General features: G+C 66.0%; 20 protein-coding genes. 16 read left to right on the forward strand and 4 right to left on the reverse strand.

Going from position 1 to position 20271, the window contains the following annotated elements:
- The first annotated feature begins 26 nt into the window (after positions 1–26).
- From ACFQBT_RS11340 to ACFQBT_RS11360, 5 genes are read left to right on the forward strand one after another with little or no spacing between them, the layout of a single operon-like run.
- Complete coding sequence (locus ACFQBT_RS11340; protein WP_377822763.1) at positions 27–1031, forward strand: hypothetical protein; 1005 nt, start codon at positions 27–29, stop codon at positions 1029–1031.
- Positions 1028–1315 (forward strand): hypothetical protein, encoded by a 288-nt coding sequence (locus ACFQBT_RS11345; protein ID WP_291525067.1) that lies wholly within the window; start codon positions 1028–1030, stop codon positions 1313–1315. Before ACFQBT_RS11340 ends, ACFQBT_RS11345 begins: the two co-directional genes overlap by 4 nt.
- A complete protein-coding gene (locus ACFQBT_RS11350) occupies positions 1312–2175 on the forward strand; it encodes a hypothetical protein (RefSeq protein WP_377822765.1) in 864 nt (287 codons plus the stop codon). The genes ACFQBT_RS11345 and ACFQBT_RS11350 overlap by 4 nt, the downstream gene beginning before the upstream one ends.
- Positions 2172–2621, forward strand: a complete 450-nt coding sequence (locus ACFQBT_RS11355; RefSeq protein ID WP_291525063.1) for a hypothetical protein — start codon at positions 2172–2174, stop codon at positions 2619–2621. The genes ACFQBT_RS11350 and ACFQBT_RS11355 overlap by 4 nt, the downstream gene beginning before the upstream one ends.
- Positions 2618–3439, forward strand: a complete 822-nt coding sequence (locus ACFQBT_RS11360) for a sigma-70 family RNA polymerase sigma factor (RefSeq protein WP_291525061.1) — start codon at positions 2618–2620, stop codon at positions 3437–3439. The genes ACFQBT_RS11355 and ACFQBT_RS11360 overlap by 4 nt, the downstream gene beginning before the upstream one ends.
- A gap of 53 nt (positions 3440–3492) precedes the next feature.
- Here ACFQBT_RS11360 and ACFQBT_RS11365 read toward each other — a convergent pair whose 3' ends face one another.
- Entirely contained in the window at positions 3493–4998 is a 1506-nt protein-coding gene (locus ACFQBT_RS11365; protein ID WP_377822768.1) for a RecB family exonuclease, read from the reverse strand.
- A gap of 294 nt (positions 4999–5292) precedes the next feature.
- Here ACFQBT_RS11365 and ACFQBT_RS11370 point away from each other — a divergent pair, with 294 nt between their 5' ends.
- The 3 genes from ACFQBT_RS11370 to ACFQBT_RS11380 all read left to right on the forward strand — a co-directional run bounded on the left by ACFQBT_RS11370 (position 5293) and on the right by ACFQBT_RS11380 (position 6692).
- Entirely contained in the window at positions 5293–5850 is a 558-nt protein-coding gene (locus tag ACFQBT_RS11370) for a hypothetical protein (RefSeq protein ID WP_291525058.1), read from the forward strand.
- A 78-nt stretch (positions 5851–5928) separates the two neighbouring features.
- Positions 5929–6135, forward strand: coding sequence for a hypothetical protein (locus ACFQBT_RS11375; protein ID WP_291525056.1), 207 nt, complete (start codon positions 5929–5931; stop codon positions 6133–6135).
- A 32-nt stretch (positions 6136–6167) separates the two neighbouring features.
- Positions 6168–6692: a DUF7455 domain-containing protein gene (locus tag ACFQBT_RS11380; RefSeq protein ID WP_377822771.1), complete on the forward strand. Its 525-nt coding sequence runs from the start codon at positions 6168–6170 to the stop codon at positions 6690–6692.
- Here ACFQBT_RS11380 and ACFQBT_RS11385 read toward each other — a convergent pair.
- Positions 6686–6847: a hypothetical protein gene (locus ACFQBT_RS11385; protein ID WP_377822773.1), complete on the reverse strand. Its 162-nt coding sequence runs from the start codon at positions 6845–6847 to the stop codon at positions 6686–6688. The genes ACFQBT_RS11380 and ACFQBT_RS11385 overlap by 7 nt on opposite strands.
- 10 nt (positions 6848–6857) lie before the next feature.
- Here ACFQBT_RS11385 and ACFQBT_RS11390 point away from each other — a divergent pair, with 10 nt between their 5' ends.
- From ACFQBT_RS11390 to ACFQBT_RS11420, 7 genes are all read left to right on the forward strand, one after another.
- Positions 6858–7484, forward strand: a complete 627-nt coding sequence (locus tag ACFQBT_RS11390) for a hypothetical protein (RefSeq protein WP_377822775.1) — start codon at positions 6858–6860, stop codon at positions 7482–7484.
- A 55-nt stretch (positions 7485–7539) separates the two neighbouring features.
- On the forward strand, positions 7540–8649 hold the full coding sequence (locus ACFQBT_RS11395; protein WP_377822776.1) for a hypothetical protein: 1110 nt from the start codon (positions 7540–7542) through the stop codon (positions 8647–8649).
- 153 nt (positions 8650–8802) lie between these two features.
- Complete coding sequence (locus tag ACFQBT_RS11400) at positions 8803–11433, forward strand: ATP-binding protein (RefSeq protein WP_377822778.1); 2631 nt, start codon at positions 8803–8805, stop codon at positions 11431–11433.
- A 113-nt stretch (positions 11434–11546) separates the two neighbouring features.
- Positions 11547–12707, forward strand: a complete 1161-nt coding sequence (locus tag ACFQBT_RS11405; RefSeq protein ID WP_377822780.1) for a hypothetical protein — start codon at positions 11547–11549, stop codon at positions 12705–12707.
- Positions 12708–13153: 446 nt separating this feature from the next.
- Positions 13154–15271 carry a lytic transglycosylase domain-containing protein gene (locus ACFQBT_RS11410; RefSeq protein WP_377822782.1) on the forward strand — a complete coding sequence of 706 codons (2118 nt, stop codon included), beginning with the start codon at positions 13154–13156 and terminating at the stop codon, positions 15269–15271.
- A 317-nt stretch (positions 15272–15588) separates the two neighbouring features.
- A complete protein-coding gene (locus ACFQBT_RS11415; protein WP_377822784.1) occupies positions 15589–15894 on the forward strand; it encodes a hypothetical protein in 306 nt (101 codons plus the stop codon).
- Between the two features lie 55 nt (positions 15895–15949).
- Positions 15950–16582 carry an LPXTG cell wall anchor domain-containing protein gene (locus tag ACFQBT_RS11420; protein WP_377822786.1) on the forward strand — a complete coding sequence of 211 codons (633 nt, stop codon included), beginning with the start codon at positions 15950–15952 and terminating at the stop codon, positions 16580–16582.
- A gap of 182 nt (positions 16583–16764) precedes the next feature.
- Here ACFQBT_RS11420 and ACFQBT_RS11425 read toward each other — a convergent pair whose 3' ends face one another.
- Both ACFQBT_RS11425 and ACFQBT_RS11430 read right to left on the reverse strand, forming a co-directional pair.
- Positions 16765–19032, reverse strand: a complete 2268-nt coding sequence (locus tag ACFQBT_RS11425; RefSeq protein ID WP_377822788.1) for an ATP-dependent DNA helicase — start codon at positions 19030–19032, stop codon at positions 16765–16767.
- Between the two features lie 134 nt (positions 19033–19166).
- The gene (locus ACFQBT_RS11430) at positions 19167–19718 is read right to left on the reverse strand and encodes a hypothetical protein (protein ID WP_377822790.1); all 552 of its coding nucleotides are present in this window, start codon (positions 19716–19718) and stop codon (positions 19167–19169) included.
- A 54-nt stretch (positions 19719–19772) separates the two neighbouring features.
- Here ACFQBT_RS11430 and ACFQBT_RS11435 point away from each other — a divergent pair, with 54 nt between their 5' ends.
- Entirely contained in the window at positions 19773–20270 is a 498-nt protein-coding gene (locus tag ACFQBT_RS11435) for a hypothetical protein (RefSeq protein WP_377822792.1), read from the forward strand.
- The last annotated feature ends 1 nt before the right edge of the window (position 20271 follow it).

Consider the following 20271-nt stretch of genomic DNA (forward strand, 5'->3'; position numbering starts at 1 on the left):
CGACTCAACACGGAGACCACCGAGCCATGACGACCGACACCAGCCCCGCCGACAACCTCGACGACCTGTTCGTGAACACCGACCCTCGGGTCAGGATCAAGGGCCGATTGGCCCCGGTGTTGATCTTCGCCAGCGCCGACGGTGGCACCGGAGTCACCAGCTTCGCCGCAACCGCGGCCGAGCTGGCCAGCAATGCCGGCAAGGTGTCCCGCACAGTGCTCGCTGATGCCGACTTGGTCGGTTCCGGCGTCCGCCAACTGCTGCGCGGCTCGGGAGTGTTGCCGACGCTGTTGACCGCGCAGCGCACCGGCGACGTGCGCACCGCGCTGGTCTCCCCCGGCACGATGAACACCGATTCGGTCAAGACCCCGGACATCAGCTTCCACACGATCCTGACTCCGAGCGGCTTGGCCGAGCGGGCCGCCGTTGAGCACTCCACTGCGCTGGCTTCCATCGAGACAGCGGCGACGGTGGCTGACCTGGTGATCGTCGACGGCGGCCGGTTGACGCCGTACGTCGACGGTTCGGTCACCCAGGACGTGATCGAACCGCTGCTGCGCTCCGGAGCGTGGCTGGTGCTGCTAACGACCCCGACCCAGCCGGGCCTGGTGGGGGCAGTGGACGTGCTTCGGGCGCTGGCTTCCCGAACCGGGGTCCGCCTGGAGCGGCTCATGTTCGCCGTCAACCACGTTCCGCGACGACCCGGTGACGACCTGACCCGCCAGATCGAAGCAATGACCCGTACCTTGGCCAAGCTCGCCGTGTCCCTGGGTTGCGTCACCGACGACGAGGAGCAGATCCGTTCCAAGCTGCGCGTCGGGATCCTGCCGACCAAGTCGACCGCGCTTGCCCCAGTGTTGGCCTCGGTGTTGCTGCGCGTCACCGGACGTCCGGAGTTCGAGCCGATCGCGGCGGTCAAACACGCCCGTGCCACCGAACTGGTCGCCGGTGGGTTGGACGAGTTCGATCCGGCGGCGGCGCCAGTGCAGTCGGGCCCCCGTAAGCGGCTCGTGGGCTGGCCCCGGCGATGACCACGCCCACCCAGATGCGTTTCGTAGGCGGCGTCGCGGCGTTCGCCGTCGCGGGAGCAGTCGGGTCTCTCGTCCCGCACGGCTGGGGCTTGGTGGCCTGGTTGGCAGCCGCCCTGGCGGCCGTTATCGGCGCGTGGGCGCTGCGCCCGCCGGTGAGCCCTCAGCGGGCGCTGTGGGGCGCGCTGCTGGTCCTGGGCGTCTGTGCGCCCATGGTCGCCGTTCCGGTGGCTCTGCTGGCGCTTCCGGCGTCGTCCACAGGCCTTCTGGGGAGGTTCCCGAGGTGAGCAGGACCCAGGAACTGGCCGACTTGATCTCGGCCCAGGTGATCGGGCTGGAAGCCGCGCAACTGCTGGCTGACGGTGCTACGCCGGCAGGTCAGTACGCGGTCCTTCCGGCGTGGTGGTGGGGTTTTGCCCTCGTAGGGCGCCGGGCTGACTCCTCCGGGGGTCGGCGGACGATGCCGCATCGCTTGAACGGACCGGTGCTGGTAGGAGTCGATGACCTGCCGGTAACCAAGTCCACGGACGCGTTCGGCCAGCACCGCGCGTTCACCTTCGAGGCCGGTGGGATTCACGCCCTGTCTGCGCCCGAGGCGTTACGGTTCGGTGGCGACGTGCAATCGGCCGCCGTCCACACGGGCCACCAACACCTGCCGGGATTGGTGGAGGCTGGCCGCGTCGCCAACTGGGAGATGCTTCTGCTGGCGGAGAAGATCACCCGGACAGCGATCGTGACCCGACTCAAGTCCCTGGTGGGCGCGCTGGTGTCGATCGGTCAAGGTTCGCAGTTCGCTGACGGCGCCGGGTTCGACGACGAAACGATCACACAGATCGCGGCCACCATGACGTTCGGCGATCCGGGTGGCACGTTAGGGCAGGTCGGGCGTTTCGTCGCCAAAGCCGTGGACGTCGACTTCGAGGCCGTCGAGCCGGCGCGGTGGTTGTCGATGGAAATCAACAGCCTGGTCAACAGAGAACTGGCCCGTCGATTCGGCGATCCCCGCAGTGGCCAGATGATCCGCAGCGCTATCGCCGCTGGCGCGGACACTTCTGCCTGGTCCGCGGGCACGGTGCGCAGAGCCACCAACCTCAACCTGTCACCGGTGATGAAGAACCGTGCCCTGATCGACGGAGTGGGCCGGTGAGTGCACCCGTGCAGCGTCCGATCAACTCCACCGCGGAGATGACTGCCAAGGCGACCAAGGCACGCGCCTTGCGGGCCCGGTGGCTGCTGGCACTCTCCCGCGGCGAAGCGAGCGTGCCCGAACTCATCGCTGCCGCGTGCCAACCGGGTGGTCGGCCGCTGTTGGCGGTGCGTATCGACGCCCTACTCGGTGCCACACGTACGCAAGGCACGCTCAACCGGGACATGGCGTTGGCCAGGCAGCGGTTGTCGGTACCCACTGGGATGCTTGACCGTGAGGTGACGGTTGGATGGGTGATGCGCAACAAGGGCACTCCCGTGCGCCGGTTGGGGGCTGTGTTGGAGGTCAGCGAGATGGGTGACCTGCGCTCCCGTCAACGTGCGTTCCCTGCGTTCCCGTTTCATACTGACGCGGTCCTTCGCGAAGTGTGGAGGGCCGCCGAATGAGGTCCCAGATCAATCCTGCCGACCCGGTGGCCGTGTTCGCCGCGCTCCCGCATGAACAGCGCGTCGCTCAGATCGACGCGTTCCTGGCCGTCAACCGCCCGTACATGCTGCGGTTGGCGATGCGTATGTGCCCGCCGGACATGAACGTCGGCGACGAACCGCTGCAGGCGGTGATGTCCGAAGCGCACGGACTGCTCACGATGCCGGATCTGTACTTGACCGAGGTGCGTTCGCCCGGAGCGGTGTTGGTGGACCGGGCAGTTAAGAACCTGCAGCGGGAGATCCGGGGTATGCAGCCTGCCGGCACCCGCGCCGACGAACGCAAGCGTGGTGACCTGGAGAAGTTGCGTCGAGCGATGCAGATGACGCTGGGCGTCGACCCGACCCCGGAGCAGCTTGCTGCCGAGCACAACGCTCGGATGATCGCCAAGCGTAAAGACCCCGCGAAGTCCGGCCTGATCCTCACCCCGCAGGACGTGGAACGGCTCAGTTCACCTGTGCCGCCACCGGTTTCACTGAATGCCGATCCGGAACTGACCCAGGTGGCCGACGACCAGGACGTCGCGGATCTGGCTGCGTTGTCCGGGGTCGTCGACGCGGTCGTCACCGAATGCGATCGGTTGTCTCGGATGCTCGGACAGGTCGCCCGGGCGTTGCTGTCGCCGACGCTGGAAGGCTTGGACTCACCCACGCTCGACACGATTGCAGCCCAACTGGAAGTGTCGACCGCCCAGGTTCGTCGCCAACGAGTGCTGATCCAGGGCATCGTGGTGAAACACCTGGACCGGCACGCCGAGCAAGCGTCCGTGAAAAGCTGACCGGACCTTAAACCCCTTGTGTTTCAACGGGTTACGGTCCGAGACGGCTCATGTCAGACCGAAACCCGGTTCGCGGCGATGGTTCCAGCGAGGTCGGCGTACGGTTCGGCGACGATGCCCGCTTCCCAGATTTCGGCGGACACCTTGAACAGAACTTCGAGGCGACGAACGGCCAGCGCCGACCACGCCTCCCAGTCGGACTTGTCCGCGCTGTGCAGCGGCGGCGGCTGGATGGCCAGGACTGAGTGCATCGCGGCGCGCAGGCGGGTGTTGGAACCGTCCTGCATGGACGCCCGCAGACCCAGGTTGGTTTGGACGGTGGCGAACAGGCTGGCGAACGTCAAGCCCAACGAGCGGATCGCTGAAACGTTGCCCGCTAGCGCCGTCCCGTTCTGCACGTCGTAGGCGTGCAGCGCGTCCAGCGCCATCGTTGTCGAGGTCATCGCGGCGATGGCCGCGTAGCTGTTGGGGTTCAGGGTGCTGCCGGTTCCGGGGACCGTCTGCCCGGCGGGCAGCACTTCCTCCCACGACTTGGCTTCGGTTACCACGGTTGCTCCGTTCATCGACTGACTGCCCTGTTCGGCAGCCACAGGTACGGTGCGACGCACACCCGGCAGAACCGTCGGGATCACCAAGCTCGGCCCGATCAGAGCCGACGTCGTTTTCGCTGAGACCGTGCGTTTGGCGTTGCCGGTCGGGCAAACCAGTGCCAGTGGGCACCAGCCGCACAACCCGGACGCCTTCATCGCGAAAACGCCTGTGTCACTGTTGTTCCGGGCGATGTCGTAACTGCGCTTGAACGCCTCCACAGTGTCACGCATCGCCTCGCGGCTGTAGTCGACTTCTTTGGCTACGCCGATGGCGGTGTAGATGAGTGTCGCGCCCACGGGCAGCTTCCCGGTCAGTGCCGCGATAGCCATGCCGTAGATGCGTTGCTGGTCCGCGTAAGCGTCCCGGTCGCCCTTGTAGGGCGTGCGCGGGTTACCTGTCTTCCAGTCCAGGATCCGCGTGTCGATCTTGTTAGGTTCCCGCGCGTAGACGTCGATGTACCCGCGCAGCGGCACTTTGGCGATGGTGAGGTTCTCCAACGGCACTTCGGTTCCGATGACGTCCAACGCCCTCAGGTCGATCGCGTCGGACACCTTCTCCATCTTCGCGGCGACCTCGCCACGCCACGACGTGACCTTCATCGGGTCGTCCGGGGCGACCACATCGTCGCGGATGGTTTCGATGCGTGCCAGCAGGTCGTGCAGTGTCTGCGCGGTGCGCTGCTCCGCCGGCAACGCCAACGCCTCCTCCAGCACCGCGTGCACCGCGGTTCCTTTCTCGGCGGCACCGAACGGGTCTGCCGAACGAGGCAGCGAACGCTCCACCGCCCACCGGGCATGGCAGCCGTCGTGCATCGCGGCCGCCGTCGAAGGTGACAGCGGACGCGGCTTCAACAACGCCTGTGCGCCCGGATGTTCACGATCGGTCACGATCAAGGAGCGGCCCTGGAACGCCAGCCACTGGTTCAGTTCGGGCGCGTCGTGGGGGTCTGGACCGGTTGGCTTACTCACTCATGCACGGTGCGACGCACCGTCGCTGCACTCGGTCCATCGCACAGGTTTCGCCGTCCTGGCGCTGCGCTTGCTGCACCCGGGTTGGGCGGGCCGCACTCCTACGTTTTAGTCGAAGTTGGTTGGTGATATCGAGGTAGATACCACCACGGCCGAGTCGCCAAGGATGGAGGACAAAGCGAGTATCGGGTAAGGCACCCGGATGCGTGGACAGAGCCCATGCAACGAACGTCCATGCGCAGACTCGTCGCACCGTACGGGTGTAAGCAGTCCTCGCCTCGAAAGTTGTTGACCATGTCCAACCAGTTCCCGGCCGACCCGGCCGTCATCCAGTCCGCGCTGATCGCGGCGTACTCCATGGTGCCGATGCCCACTGTTGAGCAGATGGCTGCGGAGAACCTGCCGTTCTCCCCCGCCGAGTACCGTGAGGCGCTGGTCGCTGAGCAGGCGAAGCAGTTGCTGATGTCGACATCTCCTGGTGGTCGTCTGTTCGCTGACGTCGCGCCGGTCGCGAACGGGGAGAAGGTGTTTCGTTCGATCGTTGCGGGTGTGTCGACGGAGGCGTCCTCGGGTCGAGTCATCGTGACCCTGCACTCTCGGGTGTCGGACCGCACCCCGGACGGTACGGAGACGATCCGTACCGAGCACTTGTCGAACCCGTTCGGCCGCGTCACCGCACGCATCGCCCGTGACCTGATCGGTCACAAGGTGCTCGTGTTCGGCGAAATGCAGGAGATGACCGGCCGCGCCGGCCAGAAGGTCCGCGTGTTGAAGGGTCTCAAAGACCTCGGCACCGCCTCGCAGGCCGAGATCGACGCGCTGCGTTCCGGCACGACCGCGAACGCTGCCTGACCTGGCGTCGTCCGCCTGCTGATCCGGACGGACGACGCTTGCCTGGCCGAAGCGTCATGCCCGTCGCACTGTGCGGGCATGACGCTTTCCGCTGCCGCACTCGCCGCTGTTCACCACGCCGCACATGGTTACGGCCACTCCTCTGGCTTCGGTTCCCTGGGCGGGATCATCGCTCGCTCGATCGTCCACGTCGCGACCTGGCGTCTGCTGGGTCACTTGCCGTTGGGGGCCGTCCTGTTGTTGGCGGTAGCGGCAGGTGCGTTCATCGTGTTGCGCCGCCGCTGACCCGAGCCCAGATCCGTCGCACCGTTGCAAGCATGAGCGATTCGACTGCCCCTGTTGAGGTCTCGGCGACGGACGACATCAATCGGCGTTGCGATCAGTGCGGTGCGCCCTCGGAAGTGGTGGTGTCCAACCAGCGCCTCGACATGGCGTTCTGCGGGCATCACTACCGGTCCCAGGCGACAGCGTTGGCTGGCGATGGTTTCTTCCCCGTGGAGCGGACCGTCGCGTCACCGGCCGAGCCCACCGAACCGGCCACGGACCCGCCCGCCGCCACCCCTGTCCCGGCGGCAGTACTTACCCGGCTGACCCGTGAGAGTTCGCCGGGCGTGTTCGAGGAAACGCTGACCAACGCCGACGGTCGCTTGACCAACGCCGATGGCGGGCACGGTCAACCAGCTCTGCTGCTTTACCGCATGGTGGGTGGCCGCAGGGTTGTCCTGGAGTCGCGGTCATTCGTCGACGGGGTGCTTACCGACGACGGTGAGCTGCCGGCAATTGTCACCTACGACATGCGGGGCCGTCCGTTCCAGGTGCTGCGGTTCCGGGCCGGTTACTGAGCGACGCGCTGAACGATGACGGCACGGTCCGCGGGTTTGCGGTGGTGCGCATGGACACCGACGGCGACGTCGAGCACGTCGAATCGTGGCGAGACGGTGTCCGCCAGGCTGGCCCAGATCAGTAACCCGACCCTGGCCGGTTCGACGTGGCCCATGTAGATCTACGTGAGCACCGACATCGATTTCGACACCTCTTTCCAGTCCGAGCAGCCCGTCGGCGACGACCTGCCATCCCTGGAGTCTCTTGCTGCACCGCAGGACGCCCCGGCAGCGCCCAAACCGCGCAAATCGAAGCGGGCCGCGCAGCACCCGGCCGCGAGTGTCGCGGACGAGGCTAAAGCTGCGAAGGCTGCCGCCGAGCGTGACCGTCAGACCCGTAGGCGTCTGTTCGCAGCGATCGAACGCCACCGCTCGATGTCCGAGCTCGACGACGACTCGTTGGAAGTTGCGGCCAGGTTGCTCGGCTGCAAAACAGACCCGGCTGAGGTGGCTGTGTTCAGCCTGACGTCCGCCCCGAACATCAAGGCCCTGTCGTGCCTGGACTCGTTGCGCCCGTCCTCGACGGACCCCGAAACGGTGATGGACGCGCTGGTTGAAGCGGTGGGCATCGCAGAAGACAAACCCCTGCTGCGCTCGGTGTGGGCGCTGTTGTCCAGCGTTGACTCCTCGTTGGGTGCTAAGGCCCCCACCGGCGATCCGATCCACGCCGGACGTGACCTGGCGAAGGCCGCCCGCGACGTTGCCCCCGATGCGCTGGCACGGCTGCACCGGATCGCTGAACTCATTTCCTGATCGTTCTACTCACCGACCACGAGCATCGACCACCACCCACGAAGGGCGTGTCACCATGGCCACCAACCTGCTGAACCGCAAGAAGGGCCGCGACGACGCGGTCGGGTCTTCGATCTTGGACGGCGGCGACCTGTACCAGGTCGAGGAGTTTGTCCCGCGCGCTGACCTGGACCTGGTTGAGAAGAACATCATCAAAGCGAAGGTCATCAAGTGGCTGCTGGTTGTCTTGCTGTGTGCTGTGCCGTTGTCACTGTTCGCTGGTTGTCAGGCGCAGATATCCGCCTCCGACCTGTCGAAGAAGGTCACCGCGGCGCAGTCTGAAAGCGCGAACCAGCAGGTGTCGCTGACGGTGTCCGACCCGGGCAAGTTCGCCGCGTACCAGTCGCTGCAGTCGTGGCTGGCTTCGGTGCCGAACCCGTTGCCCGGTGGGCAGATCGTGTCGTGGGACGGCTCGGTGAAGTCGGCCGACTTTAACGCCACGAAGGTATCCCGTATGACGGAGAACTTCACCGTCGTTGATGGCGCTGGCCGCGGCTACACCGCTGCGTTCCAGGTGGCGATCGACCCTCGCGGTGGGGCACAGACGATCGCTGGCCCTTCGCTGGTGCCGGTGGTTTCCGCTGCCACGGATGGTTGGGCGCAGGATCAGACGCCGTGGCCAGGGATCCAGGCTGACACCCAGGTGCCGGACTCGGTCAGCGCTGCGGTCGACTCGTGGGCGAAGGCGTACACCTCCGGTGACGCCGACCAGTTGCGACTGGCTGTCGGTGACACCAACGCCGCCGATTCGTACGTGCCGATCTCCGGTGTGGCTTCGGTGGAGACACAGTCCACGGCCTCGACGAGCACGAAGGCCGGTCTGGTTGTTCGTGCGCAGGTGGTTCTGCACTGGGCGGGTCGTTCGGCGAACACGTCAACGCAGCCGTTGGAGTTCGACTTGTTGGTGTTGCGCGCCGACACCGCCGCCCCGCAGGTGGTCGCGTGGGGTGCGCCCGGTTCGGGGTTGACTGCCAAGCCGTACCAGAACGCCATCCAGGTGCCCGGCGACCTGCAGTCGACCCCCACTGCAGCCACGTCACCGTCATCCAAGGCGTACGACACCGGCGGCGCGTCCGCGCCGACGTCGGCTCCCACGTCGGTGCCCACCTCGAAGGTGGCTCGCTGATGCGCGGCGAGCTCGGACCGCTGCCCCGGTCGTTGTCGATCGACCGGATGTTGACGACGTCGCGCAACCAGCCGCCAGGCGGCCTATGGATCCGCCGCGCTGACCGGACCAGTTCGACCATGACACGCACGATCACCACGAGGCAGGCTCGCTATGGCAACTAAGGCCGCTCCGAAGCGGATGAACCGCCCATTCACCGACACCGTGCCGGACTGGCCTACCGCGGTGAAGCAGATCTACAACTCCGGCCTGGTGATCTCGATCGACAACGACGTGTGGCTGTACCGGCGTTGCCCGATGGGGCCGGTCACTTCGGCGATCACCGAGGACGACGCTCTGCGTGTTGGGCAACCGATCTTCGATGCGCTCGTGGAGATCGAGGGCCTGACGCGCACCGCAGTGAAGTCGCGACGGTTCTCCAAGAACAACTACCGCGAGTTCCACATGTTGCTGGTCAACGTGCCGCAACGGTACGTGCCGGACGACGACCAGCCGCTGAAAGGCTTTCTGTCACGGCAGTTTTCGGACGCGATCACCTACTGCCGGGAACTGTTGGTCGGGGTGAAGCTGCGTAACAACGCCTTCCGCTCGGGTTGGCGGCAGTCGGTCAGAGTCTTCTACGAGGCGCTGACGCTGCAGAACGTCGGTGTCCAGTTGCCCGAGTACGCCGCCGACTACCGCCGCGTCGATGCTGCGCTGACCCGAGCCGGCCTCATGGTCGCCACTCGTGCCGAGATGCACCTGGCCGATTCGTGGTGGAACCTCGGTGCCAACCCGGACGTGCCGTACCTGGTGCACTCAGACCACCTGCACATGTTCACCTCCACCACCTCCATGACGGAAGCGGCGCGACTGGAGAAGGCGGACGTCGACTGTCGTGAACCGGAATGGTCGGATCTGCGCAACCATCACAGTCTCGGCTTCGTCGGGTTCGACACGTTCAACTACAACTGGCGTGAGGTGAAGTCCCTGGAAACCAACTTCGTCGTCGAACTGGTCCGCCAGGGCGCGATGGCGGTCAGCTTCCGCGGCAAGGTGGAGCCGACAGCGATCACGCGCAACGAGTTGCGCACGGGTCGCCGTCGGATCCGCGCGGACATCACTGAAGCGCAAGCCCAGGGTGCGATGGACCGTCAGGAGCAGGAGGACAAGCAGGCCGCCATCGAGCAGATGGAGTCGCTGTACTCGTCCTCCACGCTGCATCTGCCGACGGTCATCGACGCGAGCATCGTTGCGGCACTTAACGGTTCCTTGGACGGCTCGTACGACGTGACGGGGCTGACTCGCACGGTGAAGCTGTCGAACCTGGTGGAGAGACAGGAAAAGGCACTGGCGGAGATGATGATGGGCTCCCAGGTGCGGTGCAACCCGTTGCTGCGCGACTTGCCCGCCACCGCAATGGCTTTCACCGGTGCGCCTGACTTGGCGGTGTGCGGTGACAACACCGGAGCACTGCTGGGGTTCACCGAGCACGACAAGCAGCCGGTCTACATCTCCAACGACGCCGCGTCCGTTGGCGACGCATTGCCGATCTTCTTGGTCGCCGGCGCCACCGGCTCGGGCAAGTCCTTGTCCATGCTGAACATGGCCTACCAGTGGGCTCAGGCCGGCGTGTCCCAAGTTGTCGTGGATCCGAAGTTGGGCTCTGACCACTCGGCGACGGTGTTGGCCGCTGGCGGTCAGGTGGCCACCTTGGACGACCTGACCAAGTCCGATGGCATCTTGGACCCTTTGCGGTTCACGCAGAACAAGCTGGCCGGTCTTGAAGTCGCAGGATCCATTCTGGTGCAGGTGGGCCCGTGGGACAGGCCGGCGCGGCAGTTCGAGACGGAGCTGATGGTCGCTCTCGCGTACGGAGTCCAGGAGGGTGCAACCTGTATCGGCCAGGCGTTGAAGCTCGCTCAGGACGCGGGCAAAGCGAGCGAGGAACTGGTCAAGCCGGTGCTGGACCTGGCCAACGTCAGTCCGTTGTTCGGCGCGATCGTCGGTCGCGACCCGCAGACGAAGGGGTTGTCGGTCGCCGACGGGATCACGCTGATCATGGTCGGTAACACCAATCTGGAGTTGCCGCCGATGGGACAGGAGCCGTCGAGTATCCAGCAGCGCATCTCGGTGGCGCTGGTCCGCATGTTGGTGTTTGGATCGGCAATGGCTTTGACCGGCCGCCGCGGCGTGCTGCATTTCGACGAGGCGTGGATCGCGACGCTGGCAGGACCGGAGGAGCTCAACCGGCTGGGGCGTTTGGCCCGCTCGCAGGGTGTGTTGCCGGTGCTCTACACCCAGCGCGTCACCGACGTGGTGAAAATCGGCTTGGCCGGCTACATCAGCCGTGGGCTCATCATGCACCTGAAAGACGAGTCTGAGGCGCGCGCCGCATGCCAGTTGTTCAAGCTGGAGGAAACTCCCGAGCGCATCACTCGGATCACCACGTCGGAGCGTTCCGGCGGGTCGAGTGAGTCCAAGGAGGGCGCACTGAACTGGGGCAGCTTCAAGGCTCTGTTCAGGACTGACCCGCGTGACTCGACCAAACGGATCAACGTGCGCGGTTCCGTCGGCCTTCACGTCGATCTGCACGGTCGTGCCGTGCCTGTGGTGCAGGACCTGCCCCCTGAGTTCCTGGAAATGGTGTCGACCAACCCAGAAGATATCCGTCGCCGCACGGAGCGGATGGCTGCCCGGGAAGCGTCCCGCCAGGCAGCGCTGGAGCATCACGACCTGCTCGGGTTCGACAGCGAGGCTGACGCCGACGGCTTGGTCGTCGACGACGTGTTCAGCCTCTCCTAGTTCGGTGCGGCGGGGCATCTTCGTGGTGGTCGAGCCCCGCCGCACCATCGCTGTACGGCCGTCCCGCCACGTCTGGTCGCCGGCAGCATGAACATGCGTCGCACCGTGAAGTCATGGAGTTGGACGCTGCCGCGAGGAGTTTGTGCCTAACCACCCCTGTTGACCGTCTGGCGCTGCTTGATCTGGCGTTGCGCAGCGCAACGGTGTCGCGCCGAATCACCTCAGGTGCCCTGCGATGCTCGCTAGCCGCGCCTCATTCGGGTTGGGGTGTCGACGATTACGCCACCGAACTGAGGGATCGGCTCGCGCTGGCGCTGTCGACCGCGATCGTCGGCAGCGGGGGCAAACCGGCAACGCTCGATGTTGCCGCGGTCGCTGCGGGTGGTTCGTTCGCGGCGTGGTTGGACCGGTTGACCACGAAGATCGTGCACGACTGGTCGGTGAACCTGATTCGGCGGCCTGTGCGTCGGACCATCCCGACAGACCCTGCTCTGCTGCCTGCGCCGACGCGCTCGTTGAACGCGGCTCCCGACGACCCCGACGAGGTGGTCCCGGAAGCGATCATCCGCGGGCTGGATCGCTCGTTCAGCTCACTGCGCGGAAGCGCCCGGATCCTACGACTGGCACAGGCGTTGGAACGCGGGTTGCAGTTGGCCCCGATGGCTCGCCCGGCATTCGACTCGGCGCAGCGCCGGGCGGCTTTCCTGGCGTGGCTGGAAACGGACGGCTCCAAACCCGCCGTGCAGGCGGTGTTGCGGGCTTTGCTGCTGGGGCGTGACCCGGCCCAGGCAGCGGCTGGTCTGCTGGACGACTCGGACCGGGACAACGTCGGGTTGGTGGAGTCGATGGTCTCCGAACACACCCGATCCCAACTGGATCACCTTCTCAGTCATCAGCACAACGTGTGCAAGACGCTGATGCAAGCTGCGGCCACCCCGACGCCGTTGCCGCGCCAGTCCACGATTGACGCGATGGTCGCTTTACTGAACCGCGCCGACCATCGAGCCGGTCCGCGCCTGTGCCGACGGTTGGTGACCACTTGGGCTCACGATCGCGCCGACCTGTCCGTTTCTCAGTGGCGCGATCCGAACGCACGCGAGAAGAATCAGCTCCAAGCGAGCCTGGACCGTATGGCGTATCAGAAGGCAGCGCAGCGTGTTTCGGAAGCGAGTGGGTGCATGCACGGGTGGACGCCGGAGCAGTTCTCCCGCCACCTACTGTCGCTCTTCGACCAGGTCGAATCGGCCGAACTCGTTGCGGCAGAGGCCGGTTAGCCTCGGATGTCTCGGCGAACCTGGTCCAGGATTTCGCAGGATACAGCCCACAAACGCCAGGCCAGTACACCAGCGCAGGACGCAGCGAACACGATGCACGCACCGCCGAACCACCAGTCGCTGGCGCTGGGCTGCCGCCCTGGCGGCAGGAAGCCCATCCCAACCCCATAAACCACCGCGCCGAACAGCCACAGCACGGTTGACGGCACAGCGTAGGGCCGCCGGTCGTCGCAGTGTCGGTGTTCGACGCTGCAGGAAACCTTCGAGCAGCAACGGTGTTCATCCACGATGCTCACGGTGCGACGCACGCTAGTCGACGGTGTGCTCTCTCCCCGGTGGCCGCTACCGGCACCCTGCGGTTTGACACCTGGCCCATGTAGGTAGGTGTGAGTGAACTTCCCGCGCCGAAGCCGAAAGTCCCGTCCACTGGGCCCGGCGGTTCCGGTGTGTCGTCCGTCGCTGGCGGGAAAACATTGACCGACCCCTCGAAGATTCTGAGCAAGGCGCGCGAGTCGATCAACTCGGCCCGTCAGGACACCGCCGGGTCAGCAGCTCCGAGTTCCAAAACTGGCGTCGCCGGATCGGTCAAGTCGGTCGCGGCTAGCGCTGCGCAGGGCGCAGCGGGCGGTGACACCGTCTCCAAGGCTCTCGGTGGCGGTGCGCAGGGCGCGATCTACTCCGGTGTGAAATCCGCGCTGTCGAAGGAGAACCGCGGCAACACGGCGAAGGTCGCTTTGCTGGCTGTCGCGCCGATGGCCGTGCCGTTCATCGTGGTGTTCGTGGCGTTGGCCATGGTCGTCACGATGCTGTCGGCGACGGCGTCGTCCTCATCCGGCTCCGCCATCTCCACCTCGATCAACGCCGCTAAGGGTGCCGGCGTGACCCAGGAGCAGTTCGCCCAGTACGTCGATCTGCAGTCGCAGACGAACGTGCCATGGCAAATCTTGGCGGCCTTGTACCAGTCGCAATCCGCCGGGGGTGGCGCGTGCGCGACGACCCCCTCACCGTCAACGACCCCGACCTCATCGGCCAGCGCAGCGGCGTCCACCTCATCGGCCAGCTCCACCAACGATGTGACATGTGACGACTCGAAGTTCGTCTCTGCCTGGCAGGTTTCGACGGAGGGCTTGTCCTCGGCCCAGGTCGCTGACTTCAAGAGGAACACTCGATCATCGACAGCCTGGGTCGCCCAACATCTGCAGTCCGCGATGTACGACGATCCGACACGTTCGGACTACATGACGCTGTCTGCAGGTTTGCGCGTTGCTCCCGGCAGCGGCAGTAAACGCAGCATCGACTCCGACGACCCTGGCGCTCAGGCCACCGAGCAGGCGTGGACGGGTGCCATCGCCAGCCTTCCGTTGGGGGGCATGTCCCCCGCAAAGGCGCAGTCGGTTTTCCAAACAGCATTGGCCTGGTACCTGGGCAATTCGGCACCGCCCGGGTGTGACGTGACCACCGGCACCGTCCAGAACGTCAGTGACCCGACCGCGACAAGCACTGGCACGTCAACTGCGACGCCGAGTTCGACGGCCAGCACGTCACCGACCGGCACGGGGCTGACTGTGCCGCCGGTGGGTACGTGGCCACGGCGTAACTCCCTGAACAACCCGCCGCTGCCGATCCCAGCGGATTTCGCGGCACTCTACAAAGCGGCCGCGGCCAAGTACGGGCTGCCGTGGTCGACATTGGCCGGTATCGGCATGATCGAGACCGGCCACGGCAGCATCGTGTCGTCCAGCCCGACGGGTGCGGCTGGCCCGATGGCGTTCTTGCCGACAGCCTGGGCGCAGTACGGGGTGCTCGCACCGGGGCACACCGGCACCCCGAACCGCCTCGATGCCGCTGATGCCATCTACTCGGCCGGCAACCTGGTCAGCCAGTTGGTCAAGCAGAAAGGCAGCATCGAGAACGCGTTGCTGCAGTACGGCGGCGGCGGAGCCGGGTGGTACGTGGGTGACGTCCTTTACTACGCCGGTCAGTACGACTCCGGCGCTGTCGGCACCGGCGGTGTGGACTCGTGCAGCGGCGGCTCCTTCGGCATCGGTGAGGGCACCGAAGCGACGTGCGGCGACGGCAACTCCCGCGGCTTGCCCGATGGCGCGCTTGTGTACGCGGCGAACTGTTGGTATGGCGGGTTGGGTGTGCCGATCTACGCCAACGGCGGGTCGGTACACGGTACGCACTGGCAGTGCACCGAGCTCGTTCGCCGGTTCTGGAAGGCCAAAGGCTGGGCGCCGCAGAACTGGACCGGCGGCGTTGGGAAAACCTTGTGGAACTGGAGAACCCCTGCCGGAGCCATCTCCGAACCGCAAGGGGCGATCACTAAGTTGGCGGCTGGAGACATTCTGTCGATGGCCTGGGGCAGCACTTCGACCGGCCACGTTGGCGTCGTGAACTTCATCAAGCAGACAGGACCGGGACAGTGGCGCGTGCAGATGGCAAGCCAAAACACACCGCAGGCGATGTGGTACGGGACATGGGATGGCAAGTCGGTGACGATGGACTTCAACGGGTTCCCCGTGACCGGTGTGATGCATCATCTCGCGCAGGGCGAATCGTGATGTCTCGCAGGGTGGTTGGATCGTGCGCGGCCGCGTTGGCAGCCGCTGTGTTACTCGCGGCCTGCAGCGGTTCCGGCGAACCCGCGGCCCGGACGACGTCGAGCGCGACGGTGTCGACTAGCGCGTCCACAGTGGCGTCGTCTGCTGCGACAACCGCGGGGGCGCTGCTTCCGTCCACGTCAGCTACCTCATCGTCACCATCTACCTCGACGTCGACCACTGCTCCGTCGCCGTCGCAAACCGAGACCGATCCCGACTACCCACCGCCGCAGAGCGCAAGTCAGGTACCCCCGCCGCCGCAGGAGACGACAGCGTTAGTGTCCAAGTTCGTGACAGCGCTGGGCCACACCGCTGGGATTGGCCGCACGGCGTGGACGGACGCGCTGACTCCGTTGTGCTCCACGGCCTTCGGTGACCAGTTGGCCCTGGATTCGCCCGACCAGATTCCCGACCAGTCCGTCACCGGGAGCCCCCAGATGGTGGGGACCAGCCCCCTTTTGGATGCGGCGTTCTTCGTCCCCACCACCAAGGGAGGCTTCACCGTCTGGGTTGACTACAGCACTCCCCCAGGAAAAGTCACCGGCGCCCTACCCGGGGAGCACGCTCTGGACGACCGAACGTGACGGCGGAACTGGTAACCCGACCCTGGCTGAACCGATGTGGCCCATGTAGGGAGATATGAGCATCTTGAACCTGAACCGTGCCGGCACGTCCGCCGGGCTGGCTCTGACTGCGGCCACGCTGCTATCCGGAGCGACCGTTGCCCTCTCTCCGACCGCGTCGGCGGCCACACTGGTCAACCCGACCGCGCCGTCGTTCACCGACTCGTGCGGATCTACCAATGACACGTACACGATCCCGGTGACCACCGGTGTCGACTACTACGACGCCGGGGTGAAGGTCAACGCCGGCATCCGCAAGGTCGACCCGTCCAGCCCCTTCGTGCAGGTTTTCGCGGTCGCTCAGCCGGGGTACGTCCTGAGTCAGTCGGCGTCCTGGAGCCATCTGTTCAACACCGGCAGTAAGGACAGTGACACCGGATGCGTGGCGAAAACGACCGCCGTCCCGACCAATTCGATCCCGGCGCTGCCGACAGTGACTGGAACGACCAGCGCGCCGTCACCCAGCAGCAGCACGATGAAGACGCTGCCGCACACTGGCTTCGAGGCCGACAGCTACCTCACCGCGTTCGCGTTCACCGGTGTGGGGGCTTTGGCGCTGGGTGGTGCCGCGTTCGGCGTCGGTCACCGCAAGAACAGTGGCCGCCACAGCGCCAGCGCGCCAGACGACACACCAGTCGAGCAGGACTGACTCGTGGGCTTATTCGGCTGGCGCGAGCAGAGTGTGAAGGGCCTCCCGGTGGATCGTGACGTGTACTGCGCAGAAATAGAAGACCCGACTACTGGCGAAATGGTCGAGATCACCGCCGCATCGGAGTCGGAGCTGGACAGCAGAGTCGACGAAGCGGTCGCGTCGGCTTTCCCGGAGCCGGCCTAACTCGCCGGTGTCAGGTGCGCCCCGGCGCCCTGGTGGCTGGCCAACCAGCCGGTCGCCTGGGGCAGTGTCGACAGTTTGTGCCCCATGTGCTCGACCGCGCCGATCAACATTTTGCGGGTCGGTTCGGGGTAGCTGAACTTGTTGTTGCGCAGCAGGCGGGGGTCGAGGACCGCGATCATTCCGGTGTCGCTGCTGGAACGGTGCAACCGCCCGGCGGCTTGCGCCAGCAGTAGTCGGGCATCCGCGACGTACACCAACCGGTCAGCCGACCAGCGATCGAGCATGGCCCCGGCCCTGATCTGTTCGACTCGCGCGTCATCGACGGGGTTGCCGGCCGCGCGGGGCACGCGGTCGATGACGACCAGGGTGCACGTCTGGCCCGGTGCGTCGACACCGGTCATCAGCGACCGAGTGCCGATCATCACGCTGCGGTGGTCTGACCGCCACCGCTGCAGCAGGATCCGCACCGGCGGTCCGTCCCACTGGGACAGCACCTCGATATCGGATCCGCTGCGCCGCAGCGCTTTTCGCAGAGCGTCCGCGTAGAACTTGCCCGCTGTCGTGGTTGCCGCCAGGATCAGCGCGGAGCCGTCGTTGGCTTGCACCAACTCTGTCATCATCGCCGCCGCCCACGCCGGGTGAGACCCGGTGTCGAACCGGCCGAACGGTGACAGTGCGGCTTCGTCGCCCGGAGCGATCTGTGGGATGAACAACGCCGAGTTGCCATGGCCCGCGCCGAACGGGCTTGGGTAGTCCACCGGCTGCACCGTCATCCCAACACTGGGGGCGAACCGCATCGGCAACGTGGCCGACATCATCGTCACGGAAAGCTCGTAGCGGCCATCCACTCCAACGCGGAAGTGGCCATCACCAATCTCCTGGTCGTCGAACGATTCCGGGTCGAAGTCGGCGGGGTCACCGTCGGCCGGCACGTCTGCGCTGAACAGGTTGTAGCGGATCATGGCGGCCACATCGACCGGGGAGGTCTTCAACGCCATCATCGGGTCGGTTTCCAACCAACGGGCCACACCCGGAACGTGGGTTCGCGCGTCGCCCACCTCGCTAGCCAGTGAACCGAGGTTCGCCAGCAGCCCGCGCACCTTGATCCCCGTTGCGTAGTCGGAGATCGTCGCCGGACTCGGCAGCGCTTTGCGTGCAGCGTCCACCCACGCCAGGATCGACTCGGCCACCCCGGACAGCGGGTCGTCGTTCTCCCCCAGCCTCGTCACGGCGCTCCTGTTCGATGCAGACCGGTGCTCGAACACAGCACTGGCCAACGCTACGTCGACCTGATCGGCGACGGCCCGACCGTCATCGACCACCGTGCCTGCGTCCACCAGCAACTTGCCAACACGACGAGCCAGCCCACTGATCCGGCTGCCGGAGATGGTGACCGCTCCGGTGTCGCGCACGATGTTCGCCAACGCATGGCACTCGTCGACCATCAGGTGGTCGACCGGCCCGGTCTTCTTGGAGCCGATCACGACCGGCGCACCCGTCGCAGCCTGGATGGCGAGCAGTTTGTGGTTGGTGACGATCACCGAGGCATCGGCGAGGTGCTCGCGCGCTTTCGTCGGGGCGCAAGCCGACCCGAACGGGCACTTCGCGGCACCTTCGCAGGCGTCGGTTGTGGTTGACACTAGCGGCCACACGTCCGGGGCAGTCTCAACGTGATGGACGTCCCTGTGTTCCAACGGTTCCGGGCCTTCGCCGCACGCGAACCGGAGCGCCGCCAGTGCTGCCGGAGCGTCGTACTCGCGGCCATCAACCTCGACGAACGCCGCCTTGCCGCCGGGTGTGCGCCGCGGGATCGGTGTGCGGCCGGCCATCGCTGCCTGTCCGATCTTCGCGCCGACCTTGCCGGTACTGGACGCCGCCACGGAGGACAGCCGGGCCAGGCCGGGCAGCGCCCGGTCCAGGTCGTCCGGGCCGGTCGCTGAGAACCCCGTCAGGTCCGCCAGGGTCGCGGCAGTCCTTGCTCCGCATGAATAGTTACCCCAACCTTTCAGTACGGCCGTTTTCGGGGCCTGCGCCGCGTTCAGCCCGAGTACGTAAGCCACAGCGGTAGCCACTACTGGGGCGTCCTTGTCAACGATCTGTGCCTGGAGCGACAGAGACTCGGTCGAAATGACTGTGCGTTCACCGCGCACGGCAGCGATCAGCAACGCCGGCGCAAGACCCGACAACGACTTCCCTGACCCGGTCGGTGCCAGTGCCGCAACCTGTTTGGGACCGTGCATGGACACGTCCGTAGCGGCGAGCATTGAATCCAGGATTCGGTGCGCCAGGTCCGCCTGACCAGTTCTTGGCTTGTCGGCTGCACCACCTGTGATCCGGCGAACTGACGCGCACAGCACATCGTCGAGCAGGGCATGAAGCTCCTGCGGGGTTTGCGAACTCATCGCTGGCTGCGGCCGCCGTCGAGCGCGGCCCACTCGTCCTGGTCCTGGATGTAATCGGGCCAGGCCGCCTCGAACTGTGCCGCGAAGTCGTCTGCTGCCCGGCAGAGTTCGTTCGTGCAGCACCGGAACGGCATTCCGTGCCCGGCGAGTTGATGAGCCGCGACGAACGGATTGTCAGATTCTCTGGCCCCCGCGCAGGTGCCGCTGCTGCACAGCTCGACCGGACCGCCGGCGCAGTGCTGGACGTGCAACGTCCGGGCTTGATCAGCCGCCGACTCTGAACCGCGCACAGCCGCGATCAAGGGCTCTTCGACGCTGCACACATCATCGGCGCACTGGTCCATCGGGCCTTCGTGCTCGGCGTCGTGGCGGTCATGCCACGCGCGAAGCAACGCAGGTGCCGTCTCCGGGGCAACCTGCTGCGCTTCACCTAGCGCACGTTCACGCGGACATTCCAGGGCGGCGCGCCGAGTCGTCTCAGCGGCACCAGTCGTGAATGACTCGATGAAGCTGTCCAACAGACTGGGCTGCGCCGTGAGGGTACTCATGCCCGTACGGTGCGACGTAGCGCCGCGGCGCCGTCGCGTCGCACCGTCGGGTGCATGGACATCCCGATCCCGTACACCTCAACCCCGGTCTCCCTGTACGACGGCGGGCTGACCGCGATGTTGCGGTGGGTCGTCAAGACACCTGCCGCGATCCTGGTGGTGGCTCTGGTAGCGCTGTTCTTGTGGTGGGTGATCCGCCGGTGGTTACGTGCCGGGATCGCGCTGGTGGCGTCCTTGGTGGCGACCACGGCGTTGCTCGGCGGATTACACGGACTGACCGGGCTGGCCGGGCCAGGAGTTGGGACACCGAACTTCCCATGGCAGCAGCACACCGCCACCGCTCGGGCCTACAGCGTCGACGACGACGCGCTGCAACTGCTGTTGTACCGGCAGGCTGTTGCCACGTACGGGCTGTCGATGGGCGCCGAGCAGTTCCGCCAGCACTGCACGTTCCGGCGCACCGGAACCTCCGACACCGCACACGGTGACCCGGTGACCTTGCATGTCGACTTGTTCTGCAACGGCAAGCGGGTAGCCCCGCCAACCAAATAGG

The sequence above is a fragment of the Branchiibius cervicis genome, from assembly GCF_042661605.1.
Classification (GTDB): domain Bacteria; phylum Actinomycetota; class Actinomycetes; order Actinomycetales; family Dermatophilaceae; genus Branchiibius; species Branchiibius cervicis.